The organism is Streptomyces sp. NPDC001513 (assembly GCF_042894695.1).
Classification (GTDB): domain Bacteria; phylum Actinomycetota; class Actinomycetes; order Streptomycetales; family Streptomycetaceae; genus Streptomyces.
In genome coordinates, this window is record NZ_JBIAVU010000004.1 from 502,549 (window position 1) to 518,493 (window position 15,945).

Consider the following 15,945-nt stretch of genomic DNA (forward strand, 5'->3'; position numbering starts at 1 on the left):
TGGCGGAGCCGAGGGAGGTACTCCGTGCCGCCCCGCGCTGAAACCCCCTCCGCCACCGGCACCTCGCTGTGGCGGCACCGGGATTTCCGCCGGTACCTGACCGGCCAGGCCGCGAGCGTGACCGGCAGCTCGATCACGCAGATGGCGCTGCCGGTACTGGCCGTGCTCCACCTGGACGCGACAACCGCCCAAGTCGCCTGGCTGGCGTTCCTCGGACAGCTCCCGCCCGCGCTGCTCGCCCTGCACGCCGGCGCGCTCGCCGACCGGCACTCCAAGCGACGGCAGATGATCACCGGTGACCTGGTCAGCGCGACGGTACTCGCCACCGTGCCGGTCTCGGCCGCGTTGGGCACCCTGACACTGACACAGCTCATGGTCGTCGCCGTGGTGCAGGGCGCGGCGAGCGTGCTTCACGACGCGGCGGCCATCAGCCTGCTGCCCAGCCTCGTCGAACGGTCCTTGATCCGGCGGAGCAACAGCCGCGTGGGCGCGCTGTTCGCGGTCGCCGCGACCGCCGGAAGCCACCTCGGCGTCGCGCTGACGGCGCTGCTCGGCCCCGCCCGGGCCCTGCTCGGCGACGTCGCCTCCTACCTGATCAGCGCCGTATGCACCGCTCGCATCCAGACGGCTGAACCCGTCCGCGCCCGCCCGAAGACTCGCCGACTGCGCGCCGAGATCGGCGAGGGTCTGCGGTACGTGCGCGGCGATGACCGGCTGTGGACCCTGACCCTGGTCAACGCCACGACCTCGTTCGCCCTCGGGCTGCTCAACACCCTGTGGGCCCTGTACCTGCTACGTTCCCTCGCGATGAGCGCGACCGCGTTCGGTGTGGTCCTGGGCCTCGGCGCCCTGGGCGCGGCCGCCGGGGCACTCACCGCCCCAGCGGCCGCCCGCCCGTACGGCCCGGGGCCGATGATGCTAACCGCGCTCGCGATCACCCCACTGACCCAACTCCCACTGCTGCTCGCCTCCCCCGGCCTCGCCTGGCAGATCACGATCGGGGCGGTGCTGTTCCTGCAGCTCGCCTGTGCCGGTGCCGCGGGCACCACTCAGCGATCCATCCGTCAGATCGTCACCACGGCCGGGATGCAGGCGCGGATGCAGGCCGTGAGCACGTGGCTGACGTCCGGCGCCCGCCCAGTGGCCGCGCTCCTCGCCGGCGGCCTGGGCACGTGGATCGGTGTGCGGCCCACCCTGACTGCCGGGACCTTCCTGCTACTCGTCCCCCTCGTCGTCCTCGCCCGCTCCCCGCTGCGCGCTCTACGGCAGATGCCTGACCCGCCCGCCGCTGGGCCGTCCCCGCTCGCGCTCCGGGCATCCCCTCCGGCCGTACCCAGTCCAGCACGCACGGACGACGCCCACGATCGCTCGCTCGAAGGCGATGCCCCGTGAACCAGGTGCCGAACTCGGCCGCGGCTCCTGCTGCCGCACCAGCCGATCCCCTGGAGTGCACCGTGCTGCCTGACTCCGCCGCGCCCGACGAGCCCGTCCCTCCGCGCCAGTCCGCCGCAGACACCTCCGAGGCTGTGGCCACCCGGGCGGCGTTGGCCGCCTGGGGGTGTTCTTCGAGGTTAATTGCTGGGAACCGCACCCCAGAGGTCATGGAGCCCCAAGTGTGCGACGCCATGGGGTGGTTCTCCTTCGAGGCCCTGCCGGAGCCGATGGTGGCCTACTGCCGGGCCGGGCTGGACGCATACCGGGCCGGCGCGCGGATGGCCGTGTACTTCCAGGAGCCGGGCGACCCGATCGAGTACGACCGGTCCGTCGACCGGTTGGTCTTGGTCCCTGACTCCGGCGGCCCCGGCGCGGTCCCGGAGCAGGCGGTGCGCGCGTTCGCCGAGCAGACGTTCGGCCGGATCACACCTGGAAGGACGTGTCCTGGGCGCGCGAGGAGAGGCGTGCGTGGCGGGCGGACGGGGCCGAGGACGGCGAGTGGTACGTCAAGATCCACCAGAACGACCGCTTCCACCGGCGTGAAGTAGACGCGCTCCGCAACTGGTTGTTCGTCCTTGGCGCGTCCGCGCCCCGGCTGGCGACCTCAGACGCGCAGCTGCGGGCTGTGGTGCTCACCGGGGTGGGCGGCCGGTCCCTGCACGGCGCCGTCTACCCGCCCGAGCAGCAGCGCCGAATCTTCCGCCGCATCGGGCAGCTCGCGGCGGTCATCCACGACAGCGCCCCGCCTCGGCCGGCCGCCGAAAGCCCGCCGCTGGGAAGGCTGGAGTGGCACCTGGCCAGAGCCCTGCCCCACGCCCGGGCGCGACGTGCTGCTGCCCCGGCCCCTTGAGCACCCCGGAGCCGGCGTCGTGTCGGAGGGCGTATGACGGTGGAACAGGTCTTACAGGAGACGGTGTTCGCTGCCCCTGCGCCGAGTCGGCGAGTTCCAGGGCTTTAGGCCCAGAGCCGAGGTTGGAGACCTGCACGGCCATCCCGCGCAGCGTCCGGCAGGTGGTGACATGGGCTTGGGTGTCGCCCGCCAGGCCGAGGGCTTGGACGAAGTAGCGCTGCCTGAGGCTGTGTGCCCGCTCGAACATCGCCATCCGCCCGGTGAGGTAGCTGGTGACGTCACGGCGGTAGAGGTCTGTTACCTGCGATGGGGAGTTTCCTGGGGAGTCGCACGCAGGCACCCCGCGCGGATGGCGGCCAGAGCTCGTCCTGCACGCACGTTTGCACCGTCGCCTGGGAGCACTGTGAGTTCGGCGGCGTCCGCGACCGCGCCGACCAGCCACGCCACCTTGGCCAGCCGGGACACCGACCGCCGGACGTGGACGCCGAGCATCCCGGGCACCCACCACGTAAAGGCGCCCCGGATGTGTTCGCACAACCCGTCAATGCCCGCGGCTGTCAGGCGCGATACCAGCGCTCATGGTCGCCACCGGCAGCACGCCTCTGCAGTGGCTCGGCGGACCCAGGGCCGGGACATGGTAGAGGGTCGGCGCCTCTTTTGGTGAGGTGACGGCCTCAGCCCGTCTATGGCCCGGTCTACGGGGCCGGGGTGAACTCCACGTCCGTGCCCGCAACCGGCCGCAATCGTTCCACAGCCGGTCCCGCTCCAACTCATGGACAGCGAGGCCTCAGCGGAGTTTCGTCGCCGTCCACTCGGCGCCGTACCGGCTTCCAGCGCGGCTGTGCAAGGTGCCGAGGTCCTCCTTCAACTCCGTTACAGGTTCGCGGAGCGTGCAAAAGCCCGCCTGTAGCGATGCCTCTTCCCGTGGCTCATGCCGGCCTGGGGCTGTGACCTGCGATGGGGAGGTCGTGGGGAGTCACCACCACAGCCTCGATCCACTCGTGATGCGGCGGGGGTAGTCATGGTGAGCCGCCCGGTGAGGACGCCACCGTTTCGTGAGGGCAGAGCACAACACCTCATCCGGAAGGCACCCCCATGGCTCCTACACCTCCTCCTTCCAGCCATCCCCGCAGGACCCAACCCGTCGCAGGTCGCCCCCTGGTGCCGTCGCTGCGCAAACTCCGACCCGAGACCGTCCCGGCCCGCACGACGCCCCGCGGTCCCCGACTCGTGCGCCTCGCGATGTGGAGCGCTCTCAGCGCCGGCCCGCTCGCCCTGGCCGTCGCTATCTACGCCCCTCCGACCACCGTGGTCCAGGCCGCACCCTCCCCGAGCCCCGCCGAAGCTCGGCCTCCGGCCGATCCTCGCGGTGTGGCGGAGATTTTCGTAGACCTGTGGCTGCGCGCCGACGCAGCCAACCCCGACAGCAGCGTCGCGGCCCCCGTACGATCACTCGCCCCACATGTGGAGCTGCCCAGGCGGCCCCGGTCCACCGATACAGCGGTGACCGCGGCGCGGGTGGTCGCTCTCCGTACATCGGTCGGACCAAACGCGTGGACCGTGGTGGTCGCAGCCGTCCGCGACCAGACCGAGCCGGTCGCAGCCGCAGGCAATCCCAACGCCGGCACGCCGCTCGTCCGGTATTTCGCCGTGTCCGGGAGCGGCGGCACGGACGGCACTCCGGTCACGATCAGCGGAGCACCGGCCGAAGTCGCCGCGCCCGATGCCCCGCCGGTACCCGCCTCGCGGTTCATCCACCGGGTCCCCGCCGGCGGCTCGCTGGAGACGTCCCTGGGCGAGTTCGTGCGTGCCTACCTCGGCGGTGGTCAGAACGGGGGCCTGGAGCGCTACCTGTCCCCGGGGCTGCGGGTGTCTGCGCCGAAGGCCGCGCCGTACGCGCGGGTCGACGTCGAGAACGTGGTCGCGGACGCCGCGGTAGCCGCTGGTGCGGCGGTGCCGGCGGACGGGTCGAAGGCGCAGGTTCAGATCCGGGTGATCGGTGAGGACCGGCAGGGGGTTCGCTGGCCTCTGGTCTACCGGGCGGAGGTGACCGCCCGCGCCGGGCGGTGGGAGGTCAGCGCGCTGGAGGCCGGTGTCACCGAGCCGCCCGCAGACACCATCGCTTCCTCCCCTGCGGCTGTCTCGGGTGGTGTGCGATGAACACGCTGCATTCCGTGGTGCTGGCCGGGCAGCTGGATACGTTGGGTGGTTCCCTGATCGGGACCCTGGCCGACTGGGCCGACAAGGGGCTCAAAGCTGCTTTGACGCTGGTCGTCGTGATCACCGTCGCCCGGAAGTTCTCCCTGAAGGCCGGGATCGGCGCGCTCATCGCGCTGGTCATCGCTCTGGGCCTCTACAACTCGCGTGATTCTCTGGCGTCGATCTTCTCCAACGAGATCAACAACCCTGCCAAGGGCGCCGGACAGGTCACCGTGGTGGTCACCCCGGACACTACTTCGAGTGGCGGGGTGTTGTGAGCGGGGCCGGGCGGCCTCGTGTCGCACGGGTCTACACGAGCGCGCGCCGGCATCCGTGGGTGTTGGGCAAGCTCGGGGACTGGACGGTGCCGTTCGGCCCGTACACGCCGGCTCAGCTGGTGGTGCTCGGCGGTGGAGCCTTCACTCTGATCAAGACGTATGCGTTCTGGTCCTGGGCGGGGCCGATTCCGCTGGTGTTGTGGATCGCTTCCGTCTGGGCTGTACGTGGGGCGCAGATCGCGGGGCAGAACCCGTTCACGGCGCTGGTGGGTGTGCTGGTGCTGCTGGCCCGACATCCGGCCGGCCGGATCCGTGGCCGGATCGCCAAGGACCGGCCGCCCTCCTACCTGCGGTGCCGGTTCGTCATCTCCTGCGCGCCTGAGCAGGTTGCCACTTCTGAGCCTTCCGAGGCGCCGGCCGTGGTGCCTGTGTCGGTCCTGGCCGCCGGGGCGGCGGGTTCGGGTCTGTCGCGGCTGGTGGCTGGTGCGGGGCGGGGGGCGGTGTGATGAGGACGCCGTTTCGGCACATCCACGGTCATCTGCTGTGGTCGACGTCGGCTCAGGTGTGGGCGGTGTGGCGGGTGCGGCCGTTGCCTGGCGGCTACCTGCCTGCGCGGGTCCACCAGGAGTTGCTGGGCAGGATCACCTCCCTGGTGAGGTCGATGCCCGGCATGGAGCCGCGCCTGTTCGTACTGGCGGCCGGCAGCGACCCCGGCGAGATCGCCGAGCGCATGGTCGCAGGCGTCGACTGGCAGCGGCTGCCCGCGTGGGCGCAGACGTGCGGGGCGGCGGTGGATCTGCTGACCGGTCAGGAGATGCACGAGCGGACGCTGTGGCTGGCCATCCCCCTTGCTTCCAAGGGGCCGGCGGTCGGCGCCTCGGTCCGTGCGCTCTACGCAGAGCTGTCTGCCGCCCTGGATTTGGCTCCGGTGCCGGTGTCCGAGGCGGAGGTCCGGGCCGCGCTGGAGGAGGCCGAGCGCCTGCAGTCCTCCCTGGGCGGTGGGCTCGGTCTGCGCCCGGCGTCCCCGGCCGAGATCGTGTGGATGCTCCAGCATGCCGTCCACCGCGGCCTCGCGCAGGAGCCCTTGTTGGGGGATGCGGAGCACAGCCCCCTGTTCGGCAGCCGGGTCCGCGGTGGAAGGCTGTCCTCCCCTTCGTACGCCGACCTGGGGCAGATCCGTCTCGCCGAAGGCGGCCGGGAACGCGGCGAGGAGCCGAAGGCTGCCAAGACGCCGTGGTGGCGGTCGGGTACCGCCTCCCCCATGGGCCGTAAGTGGCTGCAGGTCGAATCGGAGGCCGGCACCGGCTACCAGGCGCACCTGGTCCTCGCCGAGCTCCCACCGGCGGTGTCGGTGCAGAGCGCGGATGTCCTGGCCCAGCTGGAAGGGCTGCCGTTCCCTGTCGATGTCGCCGTGAACCTGCACGTGGTACCGGCGAAGAAGGCTCGGGAGCAGGTGCAGCGCAAGAAGCGCGAGCTCCTGGACCAAGCCGAGCAGTACGGGGCGCAACCCACGGGGATGCCGCATTCGCTGCCGGACGCCGCCGGGGACCTCGCCGAGCAGGATGCCCGGATGGCGCGTACCTCGGTCGAGGTCGAGGTGCAGTCGGTCACGGTGCTCAGCGTGTGGGGGCCGGACGCGGTGACGTGCGATGCGCGAGCCAGGGAGCTGTCGGCGGCCCTGTCGGGCGGCGACTACCGGGTGGAGCGCCCGTACGGGATGCAGGAGGAGCTGTTCACGATGGGGCTGCCCGGTGCGGTGCGGGCTCCGAAGCTGGGGCAGTTCACCCAGCACCAGCTCTCCGAGGACTGGGCCGCCGGCGGTGCGCTGACCCTGTCGCGAGTGGGGGACCCGGCGGGAATGATGATCGGGCACGATCTCGACAGCGGCACGATCCGCCCCGTCCTGCTCAATCCGGCCGACGCCCCCCAGGTCAACGCGTCCGCCTCGAGCGCGGTGATCGGGGACCTGGGCAGCGGCAAGAGCGTGCTGGAGAAGCTGGTCACCGCAGCGGTCGCGGACCGCGGCGGTAGGGCCATCGTCATCGACCGGACCCCGATCCGTGAGTGGGCTCGCTTCGCCCGCGCCTCGATGGGAGAGCGCTGCCAGGTCATCGACGCCGCCGAGGCCAGGATTTCCATTGATCCGCTGCGGGTGTTCGGCGGGCCGGTCGGGGCTCACTACGCCCTGTCCTACCTGACCCTGCAGCTGGGGGTCGGGGCGATGACCGCGGTCGGCGCCGTCCTGCACCACGCGGTCGAGGAGGTCTGCGGCGGGCCGGAGCCGTCCATGGGCAAGGTCCTCAACGTCCTGACCGCGCTGGCTGCGACCGGGGGCGGCAGCAGCCGTGCGGATGCGGCGGCGACCATGGCCGACCTGCTGCGGATCGTGCGTGGCAACCCGCTCGCCGCGATGGTGTTCGACCCGGACCTGCCACCGGTCACCCTGGACGGGGACCTGGGCGCAGACATGGTGGTGGTGACGACCACCGGCCTCACCCTCCCGCCGAAGGAGGCGTTCGCCGACGTCGAGGTCCTACGCCAGCAACCTCTGGAGGCGCTGATCGGACGGGCCGTGCTGTATTTGATCGCGGCCATCGCCCGGCAGGCCGCGTTCGCCGAGCCGGGACGGTTCTGCCTGGTCGCGCTGGACGAGTGCTACTGGCTGACCTCCTCCGCGGAGGGTTCCGCACTGGTCCACGAGATCCTCCACGACGGCCGCAAGCACGGCGCCGGAGTGTTCCTCGGCGCCCACGACGAGACGGAACTGGGCAAGGACGCCGGCCTGATCGCCTACCGCTTCCTCGCCCGCACCACCGACAGCGCCCGCGCAGCCAGAGGCCTGCGCTTCGTCGGCTTGGACGACGAGGACGAGGACCTGATCCGGCTGGTTACCACCGGGCTGTCCCCGGTAGGTCAGCCGGGCCGGGACGGCGAGATGCTGCTGCGCGATCCGCGCATGCAGGTCGGCCGGATCAAGGTCGTCGTCCCGCCCGTGGCCCGCCTGCAGGAAGCCATCTTCACCACCCCCGGCCGCGCCCCCGCATCGGACAGTGAGGGCACACGATGACGCGCCTGCTGGGCAGGTTCGAGGTCGACCGGGGCACCCTGCGCTCCACAGGATTCGTCGCCCTGCTGACCGTGGTGTTCCTGGTGACCAACACCGCGGTGGCAGCGGCCGCCGACGGATCCGGGCCGGGAGGGGGCCTGCTGGGCCCTCTGGACATCCCCACCCGTGAAGGCGTGCCGCTCAGCGGCTACCAGCTCGACAGCTCCACCGCGTCCGTCTCTGTCGGGGAACGCGTCGAAAACGCCGTCGTGGGAGACAAGCTGCCGTTCGACATCATCGGGGAAACTCAGCGACTCCTGCTGAGCGGCCTGTTCACCCTGATCCGGCTCCTGGTGGGCCTGTGCTGCTGGCTGATCCGCTTCGTGTTCGACTTCCCGCTGCTGAACCTCCTCACCGATCCCGCGCAGCGCCTTGCCGATGCCTACCAGCGGCATGTCGTGGGCGCCCTCGGCCTCGAAGGCCTGCTGCTCGCGTGGGCTTTCGTCTTCGGACTCGTGATGTTCGTGCGCGGCAAAGTCGGCGCAGGTCTCGGTGAGATCGCCATATCCCTGGTCATCGCCGCCCTCGCCGCCAGCGCGTTCGTCCGACCTGACTACCTGCTGGGCAAGGACGGGCCACTGCAACAGACCCATCAGGCAGCCATCGAGGTCGCCTCCATCACCACCTCCTCCTACTTCGACACCCCAGCCCGCGGCGGCCGGCCCTGCGACACCGCCGTCGGCCCAGCCCACGACGCCTGCGTCAAAGAGCAAGCCGACGCCAAGACGGTCACCACCCCGATCCAGGCCGCCCTGACCGACGCCCTGGTCGTCAAGCCGTACATGCTCCTGCAGTACGGGCGCGTACTGGACCCCAAGAAGCCAGATGACGCGGCCGCCTACAAAGCCCACCTGAAGTGGATCAAGGGCAATGCGTCCCCTGCTGCGGCGGCGCAACCGTCGGAGGACAAGGACGACCCTTGCGGGCTGCTCGACGGCCCGTCGAAGACGTACTGCGAGGACGGGCAGAAGAGGGGGGAACAGGCCGAGAAGTGCAAGTATCTCGACGATCTTAGTGAGAAGCGGTGCCGTGAGGCGGTCCTCGGCAAGGCCGGCTTTCCGGGGCTGATCAAGGAGCTGGAAGGCGCGGGTCCCGTGGGCAAGTCCGCGGCCGCGTACGCGCAGACGCCGACATGGGATCGGGTGTGGTCGGTCCTGGCTCTGCTGGTCGCCGTGCTCGTCGTGGCACTCATGGTCGTTTCGATGGCGGTGGTGATGCTCGGCGCCCAGGGCGCGGACGCGGCCGCCGCGGCTGGCGGGCCGATCGCATGGATGTGGGCGATGCTGCCCGGCCCGTCCCGGATGCTGCTTTGGCGGTGGCTGGGCGTGTTCGTCGTCTCCGCCCTGGTGGCGTTCGTGGCCGCGATGGCGCTGCCCCTCTTCGGCATTGCCGTGGACGCGCTGCTCGCCGACAGCGGCCCCGACCAGATGATGGAACGCTTGCTGCTGGTGGACGCCCTGGCCGTGGCATTTCTGATCATGCACCGCAGGGTCTTGAGGGTGACGGCCGGATTCGGGCAGCGCATGGCGACCCGCATGCGCTACTCGAAGATCGGCGGCAGCCACCTGCGCGGCGACACTTCCGAGCTGGGCGCGGCTCTCGCCATGAACGGATCGGCTGGGGGCAACAGCCCAGGCTCGCTGGGCGGTGGATTCTCCGCTGCGCATGGGGCGTTCGGGGCCCGGCTGCGGTCTCTGGGGAGTCTGGTGGCGCTCAGCGACGGGGCGGGGATGCCGATGTCTCCCGGTCGGCTCATCGGCGACGCGGTGGCCGAGGGACGACGCGGGATCGCGCCGCTGGCCGTCGCGCTACGTGGCGCGCACGCCGCGCTGGTGGGGCCGAAGCCCGGAGGCCATCCGGCAGCCGCCCGGCTGCGGGCGTACTCGAACGGCACGGCCGCCGGCCAGTCAGGCGGCGGCGAGATGGTGGTGGACAAGTGGTCGGGCGAGATCCTGCACGATCCGGCCAGTGACCGGCCGCTGCTGGGATCCCGGATCCACGCCCGTGCCAGCAGGCTCCGCGGCTACCGTGTCGCATCCCGCGCCGCCCGCCTCACCTACGGCGCGACCCTCGGGCTCCCCCGCAACCTGGAAGCGACGGGAGCCGCAGCCTCGCAGTTCACCAACGACGCCCGAACCCAACTGCGGGTCTCGTGGCTTCAGGTCCGCGAGGACGCAGGCGAGTGGGCAGATATCGGCCGCACCATCCGGGACGACGTCGACCACACTGGACAGGTCCTGGCCACCGCGTGGCAGGTCCACGACCCGGTGGGAGCCGTTCGTGACACCGCGATCGCGGCGGCCATCCATACGGCGCCGCTGGACGGCACACCGCGGTCCGGCCTGAGGACCACGGTCAGCCACCAGCGTGCGGACACCGCAGTGTCCGCACCGCCCGTCGCACGCGCGAGCGGCACCTCCCGGCGCCGTAGTCAGGTGGCCCGGAGACGCGCAGAGGCGCCGAGCACCGTTCAGCCCCAGCCCCAGCCCCAGCCCCAGGCTCAGGGCCAGGCGGACCCTGCACAGGCTGAGGCCGAGGCGAACGCGGTGCGGCTGCGTCGGATCTTCGAGGCCCGCGCGGCAGAGCGCCGTCGCCGCGAGGAGGGGGAGCGGTGAAGCGATGGAAGAAGCTGGGCTGCCTCGGCGTGCTGCTCCTGGCGGCGACGGTGTGCTGCACCGGTCCCGTCCTGCTGGCGGCGGCCGCCCGCAGCCAGGACAGTCCCACCGGGGGTGCAGGCATCGACGCGGCGGCGGCCGGGATCCCCCCGAGGATGCTGTCCGCCTACCTCACCGGCGCCTCCCAGATCGGCGCGCACGTGCCCGCGTGCAAGGGGATGCGCTGGCAGATCCTCGCCGGGATCGCCCGGGTGGAGTCCGACCACGCCTCGGGCCGCACCGTCAGCACGGGCGGCGACATCACCCCGCCCATCACCGGCCCCCGGCTGGACGGTTCCGGAGCCGGCGGCAACACCACCGCCATCCGCGACACCGACGGCGGCCAGTGGGACGGCGACACCGAGTTCGAACGGGCGGTGGGACCCTTCCAGTTCCTCCCGGAAACCTTCCGCGCCTACGGCAAGGACGGCAACGGCGACGCCGTCACCAGCCCGCACAACGCCGACGACGCCGCCACCTCCGCCGCGGTCTACCTGTGCGGCAACGGCCGGAACCTGGCTGACCGCGACCAGCTCCGTGCCGCCATCCACACCTACAACCGATCCTGGGCCTACGTCGACGACGTACTCTCCGGCATCAACCGCTACGACGCCCTGGGCAAGGCCCCACAGATCCCCAGCGGAAACGTCGGTGCCGTCATCCAGGCCGCCCTCGCCCAGCAGGGCATCCCCTACTCCTGGGGTGGTGGCGACGCCGACGGGCCCTCCACCGGGATCTGCTGCTCACCAGGCGGGCAGGACGGCCGCACCGTGACCGGCTTCGACTGCTCGGGCCTGGCCCTCTACGCGTACGCGCAGGCCGGGATCAACCTCCCGCGCACCGCCGCCGCCCAAGCCGGAGTGGGCCAGCGCATCCCCGCCTCGGCCGGCCTCTCCGCACTCCTGCCGGGCGATCTCGTCTTCTACGGCTACAGCCCCACCAACGACTCCACCATCCACCACGTCGCGATCTACCTCGGAGACGGACAGATGATCAATGCACCCCGGCCCGGGAAACCAGTCCGGATCGACCCCGTCACCGCGCTGCCCGACTACGCGGGAGGGACTCGGCTCCTGTGAAGGACACCCTCTGGTGGACCGGTGGCCGTCTGGTGGCCGCAGCCGTCTTTCTCGCCTGCGCCGGATCCTGGTTGCTGTCCACGGGGATCACGCGCCCTGCGACCAGCTCGCGATCCGCCGCACCGGCAGTCGTCACGCCCAAGGTTCCTGCCAAGGCCGCCCCGGCGTCCGGTACCTCCCCGCCCGCACCGTCCGGCGAGGGTGCCGTATCTGTGCCGTCGTCCGAGCTCCCGGATGCCGCGCCGCGCCCGAGCGGCACGCGGTCGGCCGGTGTCGCCGACCCCGGCCGGCTGGCGGCGACGAGGGAGTTGCCCCCGCCCGGATCAGGTCCGGCCGCCGACCCGCTCATCCAGCAGGCACTCGACCGCGCCAGCCCACCGGATCTACCGCCCGACATCGCACAGCACTTGGTTTCCGCTGGCCGTACGGCATGGCTGGCCGAGACGGCCGGCTACACGCAGGTCCGCATCCAGGCCGCGACCGCCCGCCGCGACACCGCGGCGCCGACCCGCCGTGAGAGCGCAGTGGTGCGCCTGGTGTGGGCCGGTGCCGACCGGGCCGGGACGTTCCTGGACGGCCGCACCGCCGCCGTCCACTTCACCCAAAACGAAGAAGGATCATGGGACCGAACGCTGTGACATCGGCCGAAGGACTCGGCACCGCCACAGACATCATCGACGCCCTCGGCACGGTCGGCGACTGGGTGCTCGCCAAGGCCTGGTGGCTCGCCCTTTCCGGCGCCGCGCTGCTGCTCGGATGGGAGGCCCTGCAACAGCGCCTGGCCGCCAAGGCACTCGCTGAGCGCACCCATGTCGAGCTGGCGCCGAGCGCCCAATTCGACCCGAGCCCGGAACAGATCTGGCGCCAGGGGATGCAGCTCATCCGCGCCGCCGGTTCCGGCCCCTGGTGGGTTCCCCGCCGGGCCCGCACGGTACGGCTGCGGCTGCGCGCCGACGGGACCCGGCCCTTGACCTACCGTGTCGAGGCACCGGCAACGGCGCACGCGCTGCTGGCCCAAACCCCCTACGGCGCCCGCGTTCAGGCCATGCCCGCAGCCGCCATCGCTGACAAGCGCCGTGACCACGTGGTGCGCGCGGTCCTCACCTTGAACGGCGCGCCCGGGTCTCGGCTGCGGGACGTCCCCCTGGACCCGGACCCGCTGCAACCGCTGATCGACGCGGTCGCCACCCTCGACGCCGGCCTCGGCGACCTCGCCGAGGTGTGCGTCGACCTGTCCCCCGCCTCCCGCTGGCACCTCGCGGTGCGCCGCGCGCAGAGCATGCGCCTGGCGCGTGAGACGGCGCGACGCGAGGCGCGGCATGAAGCCCGGTGGCTCACCCAGGAGTCCACCGTCAGCCTGCCCGTTGCCTTGGGCCGGCTGCTGGACCCGGCCGAGTGGCGCAGCCACCGTGGGCAGATGGTGAGGTCGCCGCGGCCGCGCCGTGTCGAGCGGGACATAGTGCTGGGCAAGTTGGCCCAGGACACCGGGCTGGTCCGGGTGCAGATCCTGGTGCGGTGCGCCTCCGATGCGGCGGGCCGCGCGGAGCAGCGTCTGGCGCTCATCAGCGCCGCCATGGACGTGTTCGCGGGGGCCTCCCGCCTCTCGTCCCTCGGCTGGTCCTTGGGGCCGCTGCGGTTCGGCCCGGACCGGTGGCCGTGGCGGGCTCGGTTCGATGAGCGGTGGACGCACGCGCTGATACGGCTGGCCCGCGGCGGGTGGGCCCACCTGGAGGAAATCGCCGGGCTGCTCAAGCCCCCCACTGTCACGGCGCATCTTCCGCTGTTGGAGAGCGACGTGCCGACCTACGCGCCGGGGCGGGATTTGGTGCCGCAGGGCTGGCACCGGGGCCCGGACGGGCGGGAGCGGCTGCTGGCCACCCGTGAGGACGACACCCTCTTCGAAGTGCAGTCGGGCAAGGGCGGCTGGGGCAAGACGATGCGGGCCCAGGTCCAGGCCGTCGCCAGTGCCCACAACGGGCGCGGGCTGGCGTTCGTCGACCCGCACGGCGACTGCTTCACCGACGTCGCCCGCTACCTGGCGCACGACGAGATCATGGAACGGATCGTCCTGTTCGACCTCACCGTCCGAGACGGCGATGATCTGCTGGCCTGCTGGAATCTGCTCGACATGTCCGCCGGACAACGCCCGTACGAAGTGTCCGCCGCGGTGATCGACGCGATCTCCACCGCCCTGGGATGGGGTGACGTGAGCGCGCCGCGTGCGCTCACCATCCTGACCAAGGCCGTCGAGGCCCTGGTCGCGGTCAACGCTCGCGCTGTCGCGGCAGGCGCGGCCGAACAGCAGGCCACCGTCTTCCAGATCCGGCCGCTCCTGACCGACCCGACATTCCGGTACCTGACGTTGGGTGCCCTCGGTCCGGAGGCAGTGCGCTGGTGGACCGGCAGCTTCCCCGACCTCCCTCGAGACGGTCTGGCCACCGTCCTCAACCCGCTGGAGCGACTCGGTGCCAACCCCGCCATCCGAGCCTTCCTGGGGTGCCCCGTCAGCGGATACGACATCCGACGCGCCATGGACGAGGGTCACGTCGTATGGATCTGCCCGCCCGGCACCGGGCCGACCGATCGCCTGCTGATCTCCCTCATCGTCCGCGACTTCCTGCGCGCCAGCCTGTCCCGCCGCGACATGCCCATGGCCAAACGGCGCCCCTTCCGCTTCTACCTGGACGAGCTGATCTCCCTGGACGGGGGCGCCTCCGCCGTCCTGGCCGAGATCACCGAACAGCTGCGCAAGTTCGGCGGGCGTCTGCACGGCATGACCCAACTCCTGGACCGGCTCAGTCCCACCACCCGCGCGGCGCTGCTGCAGAACGCCTCCTGCCTGTCCACCACCGCCGGCTCCGTCGAGGCGATCGCGCCGATCACCAACCAGTGGGCGGGGAACGTCACCCCCCAGGACGTGGCCGGCCTGGAACGGTGGTGGCACTACGCCGCGCTCACCGTCGCCGGCAAGCGCATCGGTCCCCTGCGGATCCGCGGCCCCGAGCTCGAGGAGGTCTTCGGCCCCCTCGCACGGCCGGCCCGGACCGGAGCCCTGCTGCGGGCCTCGCACGTGAACGCCGGCGCCCGCCCTCTGTCACAGCTGACTGCACTAGCCCTCGCCCAAGAGCAGCAGGTACGCGGCTTCCTCACCAGCCTGACTCCCCCAGCCCCCGACAGCCACGTTGAGGAGCACTACGCATGACCATCCCCACCATGATCCAGCCCGACACGGCCGATACCTACGCTCACCGAGCCCTCGCCCTGATCGCCCAGCACCGCCTGCTGACCACCACCCAACTCCACCGGATGCTCATGCCGCACGCCCCTCCCCGGAAAATCCACAAGGTCCTCGGCCCCCTGCGGACAGAGGGGCTGATCGCGCACACCGTGCTGGGCGCCCGAAGCGGCCTGCAAGCGCACTTCCTGACCGCCAGCGGAGCACAGACGGTCAGCAACTGGCCCGAGCTCCGCGGCCGCCGGGCCACCGTCATTTCCTCCTCCGCCGCCGCCTCCCTGAGGGCGGCCCACACCCTCACCGGCGTCCGCGCCCACCTGGCGTTCCTCACTGACGCTCAGTCCCGCGGCGACGAGTACGGGCCCCTGGACTGGGTACCCGAGGTCACCCACCGCCTGCCCGACACCGGCGGGGAGGAACGACTCATCGCCGACGCTGTCCTCCACTACACCGCGACCCGGCCCCGCCGGCTGCAGTACCGGGCTTTCGTGGAAATCGACCGCACGACCATGAGCAGCGAGCGCCTCGCCCGCAAGCTCATCACCTACGCCCGCTTCCACGACTACACCCCCCAGACCGCCGGCCGCCACGGGACCGTGGCCGACCAGGCCTCGCCACTCGCCTGGCAGCGCTTCTACCCACGCTTCCCCCGCATCCTGTTCGTCCTCGCCGGAGCGCCCCGCGCCACGCTCACCAACCGCATCGCGGACCTGCGGCGCATGACCGCCGACCACGACCTCGTCACTCGATTCGCTGCACACGTCCCACTCGGCGCCGCCACCTTGGACGACCTCGAAGGGCTCGGCCCGTCCGGCCCCGTCTGGACACCACTTGCCGGCACCGCCGAGCCGCGTGGCTGGACGCAACTGTGAGCTGTCGTCACGGGGACGCTCAATGGATCATCACATACGCAAAGAACAAGCCACGTGGCTGGTTCACGGCGACGGTGCGCCCGATATCGCGGCCGAGCAGTCCCGCCAGCTGGGAATCCCAGGCGCCGAAGGGAGGTGAATTGGCATATGACTGCACGGCATTACGGGCAAACTGTGGCGATTGAACACCTGCACCCCAAGAACCCCATAGGCACTAAGCCGTTGACGTCATAGGGTG

The 15,945-nt window shown here is 71.4% G+C and carries 11 protein-coding genes; all 11 read left to right on the forward strand.

What is annotated here, in order from left to right:
• The first annotated feature begins 24 nt into the window (after nucleotides 1–24).
• Nucleotides 25–1,392 carry an MFS transporter gene (locus tag ACFYZ4_RS11595; RefSeq protein WP_390783765.1) on the forward strand — a complete coding sequence of 456 codons (1,368 nt, stop codon included), beginning with the start codon at nucleotides 25–27 and terminating at the stop codon, nucleotides 1,390–1,392.
• Nucleotides 1,393–1,873: 481 nt separating this feature from the next.
• Entirely contained in the window at nucleotides 1,874–2,284 is a 411-nt protein-coding gene (locus tag ACFYZ4_RS11600; RefSeq protein ID WP_390783766.1) for a phosphotransferase, read from the forward strand.
• A 1,371-nt stretch (nucleotides 2,285–3,655) separates the two neighbouring features.
• Nucleotides 3,656–4,444: a hypothetical protein gene (locus ACFYZ4_RS11605; protein WP_390783767.1), complete on the forward strand. Its 789-nt coding sequence runs from the start codon at nucleotides 3,656–3,658 to the stop codon at nucleotides 4,442–4,444.
• Nucleotides 4,441–4,761, forward strand: a complete 321-nt coding sequence (locus ACFYZ4_RS11610) for a hypothetical protein (RefSeq protein WP_390783768.1) — start codon at nucleotides 4,441–4,443, stop codon at nucleotides 4,759–4,761. Before ACFYZ4_RS11605 ends, ACFYZ4_RS11610 begins: the two co-directional genes overlap by 4 nt.
• 59 nt (nucleotides 4,762–4,820) lie before the next feature.
• Complete coding sequence (locus ACFYZ4_RS11615; protein ID WP_390783769.1) at nucleotides 4,821–5,267, forward strand: hypothetical protein; 447 nt, start codon at nucleotides 4,821–4,823, stop codon at nucleotides 5,265–5,267.
• Nucleotides 5,267–7,828: an ATP-binding protein gene (locus tag ACFYZ4_RS11620; RefSeq protein WP_390783770.1), complete on the forward strand. Its 2,562-nt coding sequence runs from the start codon at nucleotides 5,267–5,269 to the stop codon at nucleotides 7,826–7,828. The genes ACFYZ4_RS11615 and ACFYZ4_RS11620 overlap by 1 nt, the downstream gene beginning before the upstream one ends.
• The gene (locus ACFYZ4_RS11625; protein ID WP_390783771.1) at nucleotides 7,825–10,482 is read left to right on the forward strand and encodes a hypothetical protein; all 2,658 of its coding nucleotides are present in this window, start codon (nucleotides 7,825–7,827) and stop codon (nucleotides 10,480–10,482) included. Before ACFYZ4_RS11620 ends, ACFYZ4_RS11625 begins: the two co-directional genes overlap by 4 nt.
• Nucleotides 10,479–11,600 (forward strand): NlpC/P60 family protein, encoded by a 1,122-nt coding sequence (locus ACFYZ4_RS11630; RefSeq protein WP_390783772.1) that lies wholly within the window; start codon nucleotides 10,479–10,481, stop codon nucleotides 11,598–11,600. The genes ACFYZ4_RS11625 and ACFYZ4_RS11630 overlap by 4 nt, the downstream gene beginning before the upstream one ends.
• Nucleotides 11,601–11,812: 212 nt before the next feature.
• A complete protein-coding gene (locus ACFYZ4_RS11635) occupies nucleotides 11,813–12,238 on the forward strand; it encodes a hypothetical protein (protein WP_390783773.1) in 426 nt (141 codons plus the stop codon).
• Complete coding sequence (locus ACFYZ4_RS11640) at nucleotides 12,220–14,802, forward strand: ATP/GTP-binding protein (protein WP_390783774.1); 2,583 nt, start codon at nucleotides 12,220–12,222, stop codon at nucleotides 14,800–14,802. The genes ACFYZ4_RS11635 and ACFYZ4_RS11640 overlap by 19 nt, the downstream gene beginning before the upstream one ends.
• Nucleotides 14,799–15,707, forward strand: coding sequence for a replication-relaxation family protein (locus ACFYZ4_RS11645; protein WP_390783775.1), 909 nt, complete (start codon nucleotides 14,799–14,801; stop codon nucleotides 15,705–15,707). The genes ACFYZ4_RS11640 and ACFYZ4_RS11645 overlap by 4 nt, the downstream gene beginning before the upstream one ends.
• Nucleotides 15,708–15,945: the final 238 nt, after the last annotated feature.